Origin of the sequence: Methylosinus sp. R-45379, assembly GCF_001644125.1 — a bacterium.
GTDB lineage: Bacteria > Pseudomonadota > Alphaproteobacteria > Rhizobiales > Beijerinckiaceae > Methylosinus.
Genome location: NZ_LUUM01000201.1, coordinates 1 through 15,136, shown reverse-complemented (window position 1 = coordinate 15,136; position 15,136 = coordinate 1). Strand labels below are relative to the sequence as shown.

Genomic DNA, 15,136 nt, shown 5'->3' with positions numbered 1-15,136 from the left:
CGGATGCTGCGGAGCATTCAAGGCGTCGAAGGCGCGGCGACCGCTGTCGACACATGCGCGGCGAGCGCGTCGCGCAGCGCCTGCTCCTTATTGTGATCGAGCGAGGTCTTGAGCACGATGCCGCCGGTGCCCTTCACTGCATCGAGCAGCTTGTCGGCCGTCAGCTTGCGGATCAGCACGAAGAGAGCGGCATTGCCGGGCTGAAGCGTCTCCGAGAGCTGCTTCATGAAAGCGTCGTTGATGCCGTAATCGGTGAGCGCGCCGCTGAGCGCGCCCGCGCCCGCGCCGATCGCCGCGCCGAGCAGCGGATTGAGGAAGATGAGCCCGATCAGCGCGCCCCAAAAGGTGCCGCTCACGGCGCCGGCCGCGGTGGTGTTGAGGAGCTGGTTCAGCTTCACATGGCCGCTCGGCTCCTTCACCGCGATGACGGCGTCGCTGATCTCGATCACATATTCCTTCTGCAGCTCGAACAGCTTCTGCCGAATGTCCTCGGCCTTGGCTTCGGTCGGATAGACGATGACAACGAGATCGGACATGAAAGCTCTCCTTTTGTCGGAAGACGCGCATCCTCATTGAAGCGCGTGAACGTGTCGTTGCGACGACCGCGCGAATGCGAGACGACGACGCGCGCTCCGCCGTCCCCGGCGAAACGCACGAATGCGAGCATCGTTTCCGCTTCTCTCTATCTAGGGAGCTAGGGCTGAATCGAAACCAGCCGGCGCCATGCTACAGGCAGGCGATCGATAATATCGTCGGCGATGAGGCCGGCGCCGAAGTCATCCGCCGCGGCGGCGTGCATCCACACCGCGCAGGAGGCTGCGGCGAAAGGCTCCATGCCTTGCGCCAGGAGGCCCGCGACAATGCCGGTGAGAACGTCGCCGGAGCCGGCGGTGGCGAGCCAAGGCGAAGCCTCCGCCAATATGGAGGCGCGCCCGTCCGGCGCGGCGACCACAGTGTCCGGCCCTTTGAAAATCACGGTGGCGCCGATATCGCGCGCGGCGTCGCGCGTGCGCTCCAGCTTGGAGATGGGCGCGCCGCTGATCGTGCGCTCCCAGCGCTGGCCGTGAAAGAGCCGCGCGAACTCGCCGCCATGCGGCGTCAGCACGACCGGACCCGGCGCAGCGCGAATCGCCTCGCGCAGACGATCCGGCGCGAGCGCGAAGCTGGTCAGCGCATCGGCGTCGAGCACCACGGCGCGGCGCTCCGACGATGGCGCGAGCGCAGTCTCGACCAGAGCGCAGCTCGCCTCGCCGACGCCGAGCCCCGGCCCCAGAGCGACGACATTCTTGCGTTTGTCCTCGAGCAGCGCCGAAAGCCCGGCAGGCCCGTCGGCGACGCGCAGCATCACCGCGGTCAGCGCTGGCGCGTTGACGGCGAAGGCCTCCTGCGGCGTCGCCAGAGTGACGAGCCCGGCGCCGCCGCGCAGCGCCGCCAGCGCAGAAAGCCGCGCCGCGCCCGTATGCGAGGCGCCGCCCGAGACCACCACCGCATGGCCGCGCGCATATTTATGGCCCTCGACGCTCGGCAGGCGCAGAGCGTCGCGCCAGGCGGCGGGCTCGTTGACGAAGGTCTGCGGCTGGATCGTCTCCAGCACATTCGACCTTATGCCGATATGGGCGCAGGAGATGGTCCCGCAGCGTAGCCGGCCCGGCAACAGCAGATGCCCGCATTTCAGCCGGAAGAAAGTGACCGTCGAATCGGCCTGCACGGCGACGCCGCGAATGGCGCCGCTGGTGCCGTCGACGCCGGACGGAATGTCGATGGCGATGATTTTCTGCTTGGTCTCCTCGCGCCAAGCGTTGAGGCGCAAGATCAGCTCCGCCGTCGGCCCGTCCAGATCACGCGCGAGACCCGTGCCGAACAAAGCGTCGATGACGAGATCGACGCCTTTGAAATCGCATGTGGCGGCGTCCTCGACACGGCCGTCCCAGCTCGCGGCGGCCAAGCGCGCGTCGCCATTGAGCGTGTCCGGCGGCGTGAGCGCTGCGACCCGCACCTTGAAGCGCTGGCTGCGCAATATGCGCGCGGCGACATAGCCGTCGCCGCCATTATTGCCCGGCCCGCACAGCACCAGCACGCGCCGCCCCGCCGTCTTCACCAGAAAGGCCGTGGCGGCCGCGGCTATGGCGGCGGCGGCCTTCTCCATCAGCGCCATGCCGGCGACGCCGCTCTCTATGGTGAGGCGGTCGGCGCGCGCCATTTGCGCTGTGGTCAAAAGTTCGGGCGGATAGGGTCCGAGCGGCATGGCGCGATGGTGGGCGAAACCGCCCCGCTCCGCAACGCCTTTTCCCCGCTACAGCCCAAACCCGCGCTTTTTTGACGCGTTTGCGCCAGCGGCGCGGCCGGGCGTCGCGCCTCGAGAGCGCGGCGCCGAATCGACGCCGCGCCGAATTGTGGCTCAGGGCGCGCCTTGAGGCTGCACGTCGAAATGCAGCATCATGCCCATGTCCTCATGCTCCACCAGATGGCAGTGATAGGGATAGACCCCCGTATAGCCGCGCGGGAAATGCACGAGCAGCTCGACCAGCTCGTTGGATTGGATCCGCACAGTGTCGTGACGGACGACACTATCGAAATCGAGCCGCCGCTCTATGCGCGCGACGACCGAGTTCTCGGAGGCGTCCTTGCGCAGGCGAAAACGCCGCAGCACGACGAAATTCACGAGATGCATATGGAACGGATGCATGTCGGGAAGGCCATCGGCGAGATGCTCCTGATCATTGCCGATATTGGCGACATACCAGCGCTCATAGCTGCCCTCGCGCGGACGGATGACGGCGCGCCCCGCCGCCGGATTATGCCGATAGAGATGCGCGTAGCGATAGATGGGCGGATAGCCGGCGGGATCGACATTGTCGGTGGCCAGCGGCCATAGCGGATCGGCATGGCGCGCCGCATGGGGCGGATTGGGATCGGCCGGCTCGAAGAAAAAGGCGCGCGAGACCTGATAGGCGACGCCCGCCGCGGGTTGGCCCTCCTCCCAAGGCGTCGCCAGCTTGGCGTCGAAGGGCACGGCGAAGGCGCTGGCGTCGCCGGCGGGCGTGGTGGAGGGCCGCAGCTCCCACATTTGCGTGTCGCGCCACGGCGCGCCGGTGATCGGATTGACCGGCTCGACATCGGCCTTGCCGGCGGTGTCGTTCATCAGCAGCACGAAGCGATTGCGCACCACGGGCGCATCGGCGTTGGCGCGCGTCAATGCGGGCTTGCTGGCGTCCCAGCGGAAGCTCTCGTCATCGGCGTAGCGCAACAAAATCTTGTCGAGCGTGACGCGATCGAGCGGCGACGCCGCAGCGGCGTGATGCGCCGCCGGCGCAGCAGCGCCCCCGGCCCCATGCGTATGCGCGGCGTCGACGATGCGGAACTCCATCACATTGGCGAGCGGCAGATCGGCATGCGGTCCGTCGCTCCTTTGCGTGAAGGCGATCGCCTTCAGCGCCTCCGGCGTTCCCGGCGCGAAGACGGAATTGGCGTCGTTCTGAAAGATCGGCTCCTGCTCCGGCTGAGCCGGGTCATAGCCGGCGATCGACAGATTGACGAGATGAAGAGAGCCGAGAACGTCATTGTCGATTTGCGTGAGATCGAGCAGGACGTCGAGACGCTCGCCCGGCGCCAGCAAGAGATAATCCAGCTCCTCGAGCTTCTCGCCGCGGCTGAACAGGCCGCCGTCATTGCCGATGGCGGTGAGAAGATCGCCATACCAGATCTTGCCGCCGATCTTGCCATCGGGATCGGCGAGCGTCAGCGCATAGCTGCGGGCGTTGGAGCCATTGAGGATGCGCAGGCGATAGATCTTGGGATTGACATGGGCGTGCGGCCACGGCCGGCCATTGACGAGGATTGTGTCGCCGAGAAATTCCGGCCGAATGAAAGAGCGCTTGCCGGTCGCCGGGTCCTTTTGCAGCGGCACGCCCTTCAAATAGCTCACCCCAGCGCCGTCGGCGTTCAGGCAGCGGTCCTGAATGACGAGCGGCAATTCCTGCGTCTCGTCGCCGATGAGATGGAACAGCTCAGCGTCCGAATTGTCGCGCACGAAATAGAGCCCCGCGAGGCCGGCGTGCACCTGCACCGCCGTATTGTCCATGCCATGATCGTGGAACCACAGCATGGCCGCGCGCTGGTCATTGGGATAGCAATAGGAGCGATAGGCCGGCATTCCATAGGGATTGCCCTCGAAGCTCGCCGGGCTCAGCGGCCAGCCGTCCGAATCTGGCCGCGCCTTGGCGCCGTGCAGATGGGCGACGACGCCGACCGGATAATTCATCGATTTATACTGGTCTATGTCCTCGGCGAGATCCATGGGCGGCGGATCGATCGGCGGCATAGCCAGCGAACGCGCGTCGCCGGGCTTTTCCGCCGGCATGGAGCCGATTCGGTTGATCCAGACCACCTCGAGCGGGCGCCCGCGCGTGACATTGACGATGGGGCCGAGATAATTCTCGAGGCTGACGGCGCGCTCCTGCGGCGAGCCCTGACGAATATAGCACCAGGCGTTGGGCGAAGCCGGCGCGGCGACCGCATCGGTAAATTTGACGCTGCGCGCCTCGACCGAAATGGCGATTTTCCCCCAGCCGCCGGTCTGGCCGGCGCCGATGACGTCGAGGGCGGCGAGCGGCAGGTGATTGTCGAATTTCATGAGCATGAAACGAAATCCTCGAGAGACAAAGAAATCGAACGCAAAACCGCGGACCGGGGAATGATCGCCTATATTATGGCGGACAATGTGGCGAGAATTGATCGCGCCGGCGAAGCTCGACGGATGTCCGACGCTCTGGATTGACGTTGGGCCGCGACTGCCGCAAGCTCCAATGCAATTTCGCGCTCGGTCTCGAATAGTCCCGACTATATCTCGATCGAATTTCGAGGAGATCGCTCCAATGGGAGATTTGACGCAGGATTTCTTCGCCGCTGTGCGCAGCGGCGTGCGTTGGAAGGACGCCTACGATCTCTGCAACGGCATGGACATGTTCGGCATGCTGCGCGCATTCGCTGGACTCGAGCCGCGCTACTTGCAGGAATTGCGCGCCCGCATGAACGAGTTCGACGTGTGGGGCGGTCCCAACATGCCGCGCATCCGTTTCGCCATGGACACGGTGCAGAAGCGCTCCCTGCCGACGCCGCCGCCCGGACTGCCCCAGGATCAGGTCCAGGCGGCGCGACTCTTTCTGGAATCGACGACCGCGCATCCGGTCGGCCCGGGCTCGCCCGCGCGAGCCGTGATCGAGAAATGGGCGAAACGCTTCACGACGGTCGGCATAGATCCCGGCGATCGATTTCTCTATCGCGGCGCGACCCCTTATCTCGCGTTGAAGCACAAGACTCAGGGCGGGATGACGCCGCTCGCGGACAAATGTCACGGGCCGGCGCTCGTCCGAGTGCATGGGCTGGCTGTTCATTGCACAGCGGGCGCGGCGGGACCCGACTGCTACACGGTGTCTCGTTATCGCTGCGTCGACACATGGAACAATAATGGCGCGAGCGCCCATTTCGCCATTTCCGGCAATGGCGACGTCGCGCAATTCATACCGACCAATTACATAGCCTGGGCGCAGGGTCCCGGCAACGACAATTGGATAAGCGTCGAAGTCGACAATGACGGACGCGCGCCGATGACGATCAATCAGCTCACCGCGACGAAACTGCTGTTTCAATGGGTGTGCAAGACATTCGCCACGCCGCGCACGGTGGCGACCGGCCATCTCGTGGGCGATCCGGGCTGGGACGACATCACGCGCGCGATCTGCGACGCTTCGGACGCTTCGGTCTCTATGTCACGCGCGGAAACGCTCGCTTCGCGCGGCCTCTCCTGTCATCGATGGCTGCAATTCGCAGGCGGCAAGCCCTGCCCCGGCAAAGGCATCCTCTCTCAGCTCGCGTCGATCGCCAAGCCCGGCGCCCTCTGCTGACGCGCCTCGACATTCACACCGAGGCGAGGCGGAACGGCGCGTGTGGCCGGCGCTATCGACCGGGCTGACGCCTCGCCCCTCGCGCCTCGGCCGCCGCCGTGCTACCTCCTCCCCATGCCCTCCCTCCCCCCGCAGGCGCGCGCGCTGCTCAAATCCGTGTTCGGCTATGAGGATTTCCGGCCCGGCCAGGCGGAGATCATCGCCGCCGTGCTGGCCGGCGAGCCCGTGCTCGCCATAATGCCCACGGGCAGCGGCAAATCCATGTGCTATCAGCTGCCCGCCCTCGTCGACGGCAAGCTCACCGTGGTCGTCTCGCCGCTCATCGCGCTGATGCGCGATCAGGTGCGGCAGATGCGCGCCTATGGCGTGCCGGCGGCGACGCTCAATTCCATGAACGACGCCGCCGAGAATGACGAGGCGCGCCGCGGCATTCGCTCCGGCGAATTGCGCCTCTTGTTCGTCTCGCCGGAGCGGCTGGTCATGCCCGGCCTCATCGCCGAGCTGCAGCGCGCCGGCGCAGCGCGCCTCGCTATCGACGAGGCGCATTGCGTCTCCGAATGGGGCCATGATTTCCGCCCGGAATATCGCGAGCTCGGCGCGACGGCGGCGACTCTCGGCGCGCAAGTCGTCGGCCTCACCGCCACCGCCGACAAGGCGACGCGCGCCGATATCGCCCAGCGCCTGTTCGCGACCAATCCGCACGTCTTTCTGCACAGCTTCGACCGGCCCAATCTGGCGCTCAATTTCGCCGCCAAGGACAGTCCGCGCCGCCAGCTGCAGCGCTTCCTGGACAAGCATCGCGGCGAGAGCGGCATCGTCTATTGCTCCTCGCGCGACGCGACGGAAAAGCTCGCCGCCTTCTTCGCCGAGCAGGGCCATGACACCATCGCCTATCACGCCGGGCTCGAGCAGACGCTGCGCAACCGCAATGGGGATCGCTTCCTGCAGGAGGACGGGATTATCGCCGTCGCGACCATCGCCTTCGGCATGGGCGTCAACAAGCCGGACGTGCGCTTCGTCGCCCATGCCGACATGCCGTCCAGCGTCGAATCCTATTATCAGGAGATCGGCCGCGCCGGTCGCGACGGATTGCCGGCCGACACGCTCACGCTCTACGGCCTCGACGATATGGCCTTCCGCCGCCGGCAGATCGATCAGAAAGAAGTGCCCGACGAGCGCAAGCGCATAGAGCATGATCGCTTCTCCGCGCTCGCCATGCTCTGTGAGACGCCCTCCTGCCGGCGCCAGACTCTGCTCGCCTATTTCGACGAGGAGAGCCCGCCCTGCGGACGCTGCGACGTCTGTCTCGGCCAAGTTCAGGTCTATGACGGCGCCATAGATGCGCAGAAAGCGCTGTCCGCCGCGATGCGAACGGGCCAGCGCTTCGGCGCCGGCTATCTCGCAGATATTCTCACTGGCGAGGCCAGCGAGGCGGTGCGTCGCAACGGCCATGACGGCATCAAGACCTTCGGCGTCGGCAAGGATCGCTCCAAGCAGGATTGGGGCGCGATCATTCGGCAATTATTCGCCGCGCGCGCTCTCGCGAGCACGGAGCATGGCGGCTTTCGCCTGACGCAAATGGGCGAGGATATTCTCTTCGGCCGCGCGCAGATTTCGCTGCGCCGCGATCCGCTGACAGCGAAGGCGCCGCGCGGCAAGCGCGGCGAGGCTCCGCGCGCGACGCCGCTGGACGAGCAGGAGGAGCGCGTGCTGGCGGCGCTGAAGAAAAAGCGCCTGGAGCTGGCGCGCGACGCCGGCCTGCCCGCCTATATGGTCTTCCCCGATCGCACTTTGATCGAGATGGCGTCGCGTCGTCCAGCGACGCTCGACGAGATGCGCCGCGTGCAAGGCGTCGGCGAGCACAAGCTCGCGCAATATGGCGACGCTTTCCTCGAGGCGCTGTCGGACGCGCTGCGCTGAGCCGGCCCTCTCGGCGACGGCGATATGCGCCGGGCTTCGTCCCGGCCGCCTGTTTCACATGACCTCCGGCAAATTTTCGCGACGCGCTGCGATGTTCCCGTGACATTTGCGCTTCGCCGAAAAGCGCGCGATCTTTTCGTTGCGGCGGAAACGAAACAGGAGGCCATTGATGAATCGCGCAATCTTCGTGTGGCTGCATCGCTGGGCGGGTCTCACGATGGCGGCTTTTCTGATCGTCGTCGGGCTGACCGGCAGCATGCTCGCTTTTCTTCCAGAGCTCGATCATTTCTTCGCGCCGGAAGTTCACCCCGGACGCCACGCCGGCGTCGAGCTCGAGCCAGCGACGCTGCTGCGCCGCGCCGAGGCGATCGCGCCGCAAGCGCGCGTGAACACCGTCTATCTCGGCGAGGAAGGCGTCGCGCAGATCGGCGTCGACGCCCGCCCCGGCGAGCCGCCGCTCTCTTTCGACAGTCTCTCGCTCGATCGCGTCACCGGAGAGGAGCTCGGCGACCGCTTCAAATGGAACGGCCTGCCGACGTCGCGCGCCGGCATAATGCCCTTCGTCTACAGCCTGCATTACGAGCTGGCGATGGGCCGCGTGGGCGCATGGATTCTCGGCATTGTCGCGCTCGTCTGGACGATCGATTGCTTCGTCGCCTTCTATCTCACCCTGCCGCCGCCGAGCCGCGCCAATGCGCGCTCCTATCTCGCACGCTGGAAGCCCGCCTGGCTCGTGAAGACCCGCAGCTCCGCCTATCGCCTCAATTTCGATCTGCATCGCGCCGGCGGCTTGTGGATGTGGGGCGCTCTGCTGATCTTCGCCTGGTCCAGCGTCTATATGGATCTCAATAGCGTCTACATGCGCGTGACGAGCTTGTTCTTCCATTATGAGCAGCCGATCTGGGCCGCGACGCCCGACGTCGCTCCGCCCGCAGACAAGACGCCGCTCGGCTGGGAAATCGCGCAGACGACAGGCGCCCGGCTGATGAACGAACGCGCCGCCGCCGATGGCTTTTCCGTCGGGCCGGTGACGGCCTTCTATCTGTTGCGCGAGAAAGGCGTGTTCGAATATCGCGCGCATTCGTCTCGCGACGTCGGCGACAGGCATGGCGCCACCTCCGTCTTCTTCGACGCCTATACGGGCGAGCTGCGCCGCCTCGATCTGCCGACCGGCCAGCACTCCGGCAATACGATCACCGCTTGGCTCGTCGCTCTGCATATGGCGAGCGTGTTCGGCCTTCCCTATCGCATCTTCGTCTGCGCGCTCGGCCTCGTCATCGCCATGCTGTCCGTCACCGGCGTCTATATTTGGTGGAAGAAGCGCGCGGCGCGCAAAGCGCATTCGGCCGCGCATGCATTTTCAGAAATGTCTCGCGAAAGTAACACGACAGGTTGGTGAAAGATTCGTCGATGAATTTGGTCGTTCGATTGCAGTCGAAAGCGAGTGCGTTATAAGAGAGCGGCATGCTGCGCCGGGGTGAGTTTTGCTCTGTTCAGCAGCGCGTTTCGCCGTGAGGTTCATGTGAGGTTTCATCCTGACGCATATTCTCGGGCGACGCACGCAGAGCGTCGCCCGACGAGCGTAGATCCCTTGTTTTTGCTTGATCGGAGCGAGAGGCGAGACACGCTGTCCAGCGTGCTTTCTTCCTATCGTCTGCGTCGAAGCCTACGCGACATAGCGATGATCTCTGTCTTCGCTCTGCCCGCGCCCGCTCTTTGCGAGGAGGCGACGGAGGAAGCGAGCGTCGGCGTCGCGCAAATGCGACCGGGAGAAAAAAAGGAGAAGGACGACGCTCCGAAGGCGAAGAGTCTCGGCAAGGATGTCGCCGGCGTCTTCGTCAATGCGTCGGTCGCCGATTCCGGCTATTCGCCGGGCTTCGTGATGCGCGGCTTTCCCGGCGGGCTCACCCTGTTCGACGGCGCCGCGCATGGCTTCAGCGCGCAGGACGTCAATCTCTCGACCATCGATCACGTCGAATTCTATAAAGGCCCCTCCGCCATGCTGTTCGGCAAGGCGCTCGGCGGCTATGGCGGCTCGGCGAATTACATTCGCAAGGCGCCGACGACGGACACTTTCGCGCGAGGAACGGCGACGATCGGCGCATATGACGTCTATCGCACGACCTTCGACGTGAATACGCCGCTGAACGACGCCAACACGCTGCTGTTTCGCATGACGGGCTTCGCGCAGAGCGCCGGCAGCTTCGTGGATTATGTGCGCTCGCGCGGCTTTCTCATCGCGCCGTCGGCGGCGCTCATCCTCGACAATGGCGACAAGGCGACATTGCGCGCGGAATATCACGCCGCGCGTTTCGTCTATCGCGACGGCGTCCCCGCCGCGCCGATCTTTCTGCACGCGCCGCGCTCCTTCTACGCCGGCGCGCCGGTCTATGAGCACGAAAATCCGAATTCGGCGGATTTCACCTTCACCTATGAGCACGCCTTCGACTCCGATTGGTCGCTCACATCGGTCGTCGATTATTCGCTGAACGGCAGCACATACGGCTGGTTTCTCGGTTGGGGCTATGACGGCCTCCATTCGGTGACGCTCGGGCGCCCGGTGCAAACGCATCAGGCGTCGCGAAATTTCGATGCGCAATTGCGGCTGAACGGACGCTTCACGACGGGCGATGTCGGGCACAGCGTCTTTCTCGGCCTCGAGCATTGGGATTATTTCTACGGCCATGACGAAAAATTCGCGCGCGATCCGCTGCCGGACATCGACATAGGCGCGCCCGCCTATCCGCTCGGCGTCGATTATTCCGGCGCGCAATGGGCCAATGGCGCAGCGCGCGCATGGAGCCGCTCCGTCTATGCGCAGGATCTCGTCGATCTCTCGCCGCAATGGCGCATTCTGCTCGGCGGCCGCTATGATCTCCTGGCGCAACGCGAGACCGTCTTCGATCCGTTCGGCGCGCTCTCTGGAACCTCCTCCTCCACGCTGGGCAAAGGAACGCGCGGCTATTTCAGCCCGCGCGGCGGCCTATTGTTTCGGCCAGACGAAAAAACGCATTTCTTCGTCGCATACGGCCGCTCGCTCATTCCCAACATATCCGTGCGCGTGAGAGGCGGCGATGCGCCGCCGCCGCAGCAGGACACGCAATATGAGATCGGCTTCGAGCGGCGCTTTCCCGAATATAAAGCGCGTTTCGAAGTCGGCCTGTTCGATGTGACGCGCGATCATGTCGCCATCACCGATCCGGCCGCTCCCAGCGGATTTTACGCCCTCGTCACCGGACGGCAGCACAGCCATGGCGTGGAATTCAACCTCTCGGGCGAAATTCTCCCCGGCCTTCAGGCGAGCGGCGCGGCCACCTTTCTGCACGCCGTCGTCGCCAAGGACTCCAATGTCCCCTCGCAAGCGGGCAGCGATCTCCTCGGCGCGCCGCGCCGCGTCTTCAGCGTCAGCCTCGACTACAAGCCGGAATGGGATGCGCTGCGCGGATTGGAGCTGGGCGTGAGCTATTATTACGCCAGCGCGGCGGAGGCGACGCTGCCCAATGTCTATGGCTTCACCCTCGCGCCGCAGCAGATGCTCGGCGCCTCGCTCGGCTATCGTTTCGACGAGCATTGGAAGCTCGATGTGAGCGCCAGCAATCTCACCGATCGGCCGAATTTCACATCCAGCGGCGCGCTCTATCGCGGCGAGCCGCGCTCTATTTCGGCGACATTGTCGTTCAAATATTGAACGCTCACCCGCGCAGCGTCGCGCCGATCAGCACGAGGCAAGGCCCTTCGAGCGTCTCCTGCGCGACGCGCTGCGGCAGATCGCCGATCGTGCCGGCGATGATGCGCTGCTGCGGCGTGCTGGCGCGCTCGATGAGAAAGGCCGGCGTCCCAGGGTCCATGCCTTCCTCGAGCAGGCGCTTCGACAGAGCGGGAAGCGTGCGATTGCCCATATAGACCGCTGTCGTGGCGCGGCGGTCGGCGAGCGCGCGCCAATCTATGTCCTCGGGGAATTTGCCGTCGCTCGTATGCGCGGTGACGAATTGCACGCGGCGCGCCGTGTCGCGATTGGTGAGCGAGACTTCGAGCGCCGCCGCCGCGGCCAGCGCCGCCGTCACGCCGGGCACGATCTCCGCCTCGAGGCCGGCGGCGCGAATGGCGTGGATCTCCTCATTGGCGCGGCCGAAGATCATCGGATCGCCGCCCTTGAGGCGCACGACATTCTTACCTTCCTTGGCGAGCTTCACCAAGAGAGCGGTGATCTCCTCCTGCTTCACCGAAGGCGCGTAGCCGCGCTTGCCGACATTGATGCGCACCGCCTCGCGCCGCGCGAGATCGAGCACGGCGGCGGGCACCAGATCGTCGAAGAGAACGACATCGGCGCCGACGAGCGCGCGCAATCCTTTCAGCGTCAGCAGCTCCGGGTCGCCCGGCCCGGCGCCGACCAGAGTGACGCGGCCGCGCGTGGACGCTTCATCGGCGCGGCGCGTCTCCTCGAGCAGCGCGTCGAGGTCGCTGTCCTGCGGCGCATGCTCGACGCGCGCAAAGGCTTCGCGGGTGAATCGGCGCCAGAAATCACGGCGCGCGAAAAAATCGAGGCCCGAGGCCATCACGCGCGGACGCCAGGCGCGCGCCGCTCTGGTCCAGGCGGAGAAGCTCGACGGAATCAGCGTCTCGACGCGGGCGCGCACGGCTTGGGCGAAAGCCGGCGCCGCGCCGCTGGTGGAGACGCCGATGACGAGCGGAGAGCGATTGACGATGGCGCCCATCAGAAAATCGCTGAGCGCCGGCCGATCGGTGAGATTGACGGGAACGCCCTGCGCTTTCGCGGCGTCGCGAAAGGCCCGCGCCTCGGCGTCGTCCTCGATGACGGCGAGCGCCATGGCCGCGCCGGCGAGATCTTCCGCGCGCCAGCCGCGCTCATGCAGCGTGAGGCGCGCGCGCGCCGCGGCGACGGCCTGCAGGCGCGGCGATGGAGACGCTGCGAAGACATCGACCAAGGCCCCCGCCGCGGCGGCGAGGTCCGCCTTCCAGGCCGCGCCATCCGAGCCGCCGGCGACGACCACGCGCCGCCCCTCCAGCGCGTAGAACACCGGCAGGGTCGCGAGCTCCTGCATCAGCTCGGCTGGGACTTCGTCTGGCTTGCGCGTCAACTCGGCTCTCTCTCCATACGGTCACGAGGGGATTTAGCCCCTATCCGGCAAAAGAAAAAGCGGCCCGCGAGGGCCGCTTTCGCCAACCGAACGAAAGGTTCGGATTACTTCTTCTTGCCGTCGGCGCCGAACTGGCTGAGATAGGCCCAGACATTGTCCTGGTCCGCCTCGGACGGCAGGCCCGGGAACACCATCTTGGTGCCGGCGACCTTGGCCTTCGGATTCTTGACGAACTCCTTGAAGACGGCCTCGTCCCAGGTGATGCCGGCGCCCTTCAGCGCGTCGGAATAGGTGTAGCCCTCGACCGAGGCGGCCTTGCGGCCGTTGATGCCGTTGAGCTCGGGAGCCACGGCGTTCTTCGCCGTCTCGCCGACCTGATGGCAGGCCTTGCACTTGTTGAAGACCTTCTCGCCCGCCGCGGGATCGCCGGCGGCGATCGCCTGGCCGGCCATGGCGGTGAAAACGACGCCCGCAGCGAGCGCCAGTCTGGTCACAGATTTCATCCTCGTTCCTTTCCTCGAAGCGTCGTCCCCTGGGAACCGACTATCTTGGTTTTGCCGGCCCGGGCGTGACGCCAGCGCCGATCGTTCATCCCGCGGCCGGGAAACTATATCGGAGCGCTATTGGTGACAATATGCTCGCCCGCCTGAACGGGGCCTGAAATGTCGTTAGGTAACGCGGCGCAGCGTCAGATTGATGCGTCCGCCCTCGGCGAACAGCGGCGACGCGAGCTTGGGAGCGAGCTCCGGCAGCAAGCGATCGACGCCATGAAAGCGCAGCCGCGCCGGGCCGCCCAGCGTCAGCACGTCGCCCGACGACAGAACGAAGCCGCGCGACGAATCGGAGCGCTTCACGCCGCCGAGGCGAAACCGGCAATCGGCGCCGAGAGAAATGGAGAGAATCGGCGCCGAAAAATCAGCTTCGTCGCGATCCTGATGCGCGCCCATCTTCGCTTCGCGCCCATAGTAATTCACCAGGCAGGCCTGCGGCGGCTGCGGATGCTCGGCCAGCGCCGCCCAGGCGTCGAGCAGCATTTGCGGCATGGGCGGCCAGGGCTCGCCGGTTTCGGGATGGCGCGCCTCATAACGATAGCCGCGCGCCTGATCGCTGAGCCAGCCGAGCGGGCCGCAATTGGTCATGCGCACGGAGAAGGGCTGTCCGGTGCGCGGCATGGTCGGCGTGAACAGAGGCGCGCGAGCGACGATCCGCTCCAGCTCGTGCAGCAGAGTGAGCTGCGCCGCCTCGTCGAAATAGCCGCGATAGAGGCAAACGCCCGGCTCCATCTCGGACATGATCGCTCCATCCGGCGCGGAGCGGCCGCGCATCACCGGTCGAGCACTTCCTTGGTCGCGACGGTCGAATCGGAATTGAGCCGGTAGACGATCGGCATGCCGGTGGCGATCTCGAGCGAGGACACCGATTCGGGCGTCAGCCGGTCGAGCACCATAGCCAGAGCGCGCAGCGAATTGCCATGGGCGGCGACCAGCACACGCTCGCCCCGCAGGGCGCGCGGCAGGATCTCCTGGCAATAGAAGGGCAGCACACGCGCCACCGTATCCTTCAGGCTCTCGCCGCCGGGCGGCGCGACGTCATAGGAGCGCCGCCACAGCCGCACCTGCTCCTCACCCCATTGCTGGCGCGCCTCGTCCTTGTTGAGGCCGGAGAGGTCGCCGTAATGCCGCTCATTGAGCGCGCGGCTGCGGATGACGGGCACATCTCTCTGCCCGAGCTCATGAAAGGTGAGATCGAGCGTGTGCTGAGCGCGCAGCAACAGCGAGGTGAAGCCGATGTTGAAGCGAAGATCGATGCGCTTCAGCTCCCGACCGGCTCGCCGCGCCTCTTCTATGCCCTTGGGCGTCAGATCGGGATTCTTCCAGCCCGTGAAGAGATTTTTGGCGTTCCACTCGCTTTCGCCATGGCGGAGGAGGACGAGTATACGGTCCATGCGGGCTATGTCCCTCGAATCGAACGATGCGGCGCGCGATCAGGCGCCGGCGAGGCCGAGCACATCGGCCATAGAATAGAGGCCGGCCGGCCGGCCTCGCGTCCAAACTGCAGCGGCGATCGCGCCGCGCGCGAAAATGCCGCGATCCTCGGCGCGATGCGCGAGCTCTATGCGCTCCCCCGCCCCGGCGAAAATAACCGAATGCTCGCCGACCACCGTGCCGCCGCGCAGCGAGGCGAAGCCTATGTCGCCCTCCCGGCGCGCGCCGG

General features: G+C 65.7%; 12 protein-coding genes. 4 read left to right on the top strand and 8 right to left on the bottom strand.

Annotation, left to right across the window (positions count from 1 at the left end):
* Positions 1 to 17: 17 nt before the first annotated feature.
* The 3 genes from A1351_RS08400 to A1351_RS08390 all read right to left on the bottom strand — a co-directional run bounded on the left by A1351_RS08400 (position 18) and on the right by A1351_RS08390 (position 4,639).
* A complete protein-coding gene (locus A1351_RS08400) occupies positions 18 to 536 on the bottom strand; it encodes a DUF1269 domain-containing protein (RefSeq protein WP_026599014.1) in 519 nt (172 codons plus the stop codon).
* A 158-nt stretch (positions 537 to 694) separates the two neighbouring features.
* On the bottom strand, positions 695 to 2,245 hold the full coding sequence (locus A1351_RS08395; protein ID WP_064032751.1) for a bifunctional ADP-dependent NAD(P)H-hydrate dehydratase/NAD(P)H-hydrate epimerase: 1,551 nt from the start codon (positions 2,243 to 2,245) through the stop codon (positions 695 to 697).
* 153 nt (positions 2,246 to 2,398) lie between these two features.
* Positions 2,399 to 4,639 (bottom strand): multicopper oxidase family protein, encoded by a 2,241-nt coding sequence (locus tag A1351_RS08390; RefSeq protein ID WP_064032750.1) that lies wholly within the window; start codon positions 4,637 to 4,639, stop codon positions 2,399 to 2,401.
* A gap of 235 nt (positions 4,640 to 4,874) precedes the next feature.
* Between A1351_RS08390 and A1351_RS08385 the strand changes: the two genes are divergently transcribed.
* From A1351_RS08385 to A1351_RS08370, 4 genes are all read left to right on the top strand, one after another.
* Positions 4,875 to 5,903 (top strand): peptidoglycan recognition family protein, encoded by a 1,029-nt coding sequence (locus tag A1351_RS08385; RefSeq protein ID WP_024880541.1) that lies wholly within the window; start codon positions 4,875 to 4,877, stop codon positions 5,901 to 5,903.
* A gap of 114 nt (positions 5,904 to 6,017) precedes the next feature.
* Entirely contained in the window at positions 6,018 to 7,823 is a 1,806-nt protein-coding gene (recQ, locus tag A1351_RS08380) for a DNA helicase RecQ (protein WP_024880542.1), read from the top strand.
* 169 nt (positions 7,824 to 7,992) lie between these two features.
* Positions 7,993 to 9,222, top strand: a complete 1,230-nt coding sequence (locus A1351_RS08375) for a PepSY domain-containing protein (protein WP_024880543.1) — start codon at positions 7,993 to 7,995, stop codon at positions 9,220 to 9,222.
* Positions 9,223 to 9,504: 282 nt separating this feature from the next.
* A complete protein-coding gene (locus A1351_RS08370; RefSeq protein WP_024880544.1) occupies positions 9,505 to 11,511 on the top strand; it encodes a TonB-dependent siderophore receptor in 2,007 nt (668 codons plus the stop codon).
* Positions 11,512 to 11,515: 4 nt separating this feature from the next.
* On the opposite strand, the gene cysG is transcribed toward A1351_RS08370, so the two are convergent.
* From cysG to A1351_RS08345, 5 genes are all read right to left on the bottom strand, one after another.
* On the bottom strand, positions 11,516 to 12,922 hold the full coding sequence (cysG, locus tag A1351_RS08365; protein WP_064032749.1) for a siroheme synthase CysG: 1,407 nt from the start codon (positions 12,920 to 12,922) through the stop codon (positions 11,516 to 11,518).
* Positions 12,923 to 13,026: 104 nt separating this feature from the next.
* Complete coding sequence (locus A1351_RS08360; protein WP_024880546.1) at positions 13,027 to 13,425, bottom strand: cytochrome c-554; 399 nt, start codon at positions 13,423 to 13,425, stop codon at positions 13,027 to 13,029.
* A gap of 165 nt (positions 13,426 to 13,590) precedes the next feature.
* The gene (locus tag A1351_RS08355) at positions 13,591 to 14,214 is read right to left on the bottom strand and encodes an alpha-ketoglutarate-dependent dioxygenase AlkB (protein ID WP_064032799.1); all 624 of its coding nucleotides are present in this window, start codon (positions 14,212 to 14,214) and stop codon (positions 13,591 to 13,593) included.
* Positions 14,215 to 14,246: 32 nt separating this feature from the next.
* A complete protein-coding gene (locus tag A1351_RS08350; protein WP_024880548.1) occupies positions 14,247 to 14,867 on the bottom strand; it encodes a 2,3-bisphosphoglycerate-dependent phosphoglycerate mutase in 621 nt (206 codons plus the stop codon).
* 39 nt (positions 14,868 to 14,906) lie between these two features.
* A partial coding sequence (locus A1351_RS08345; RefSeq protein ID WP_305791303.1) for a dihydrodipicolinate reductase C-terminal domain-containing protein occupies positions 14,907 to 15,136 on the bottom strand: 230 nt, incomplete at its 5' end.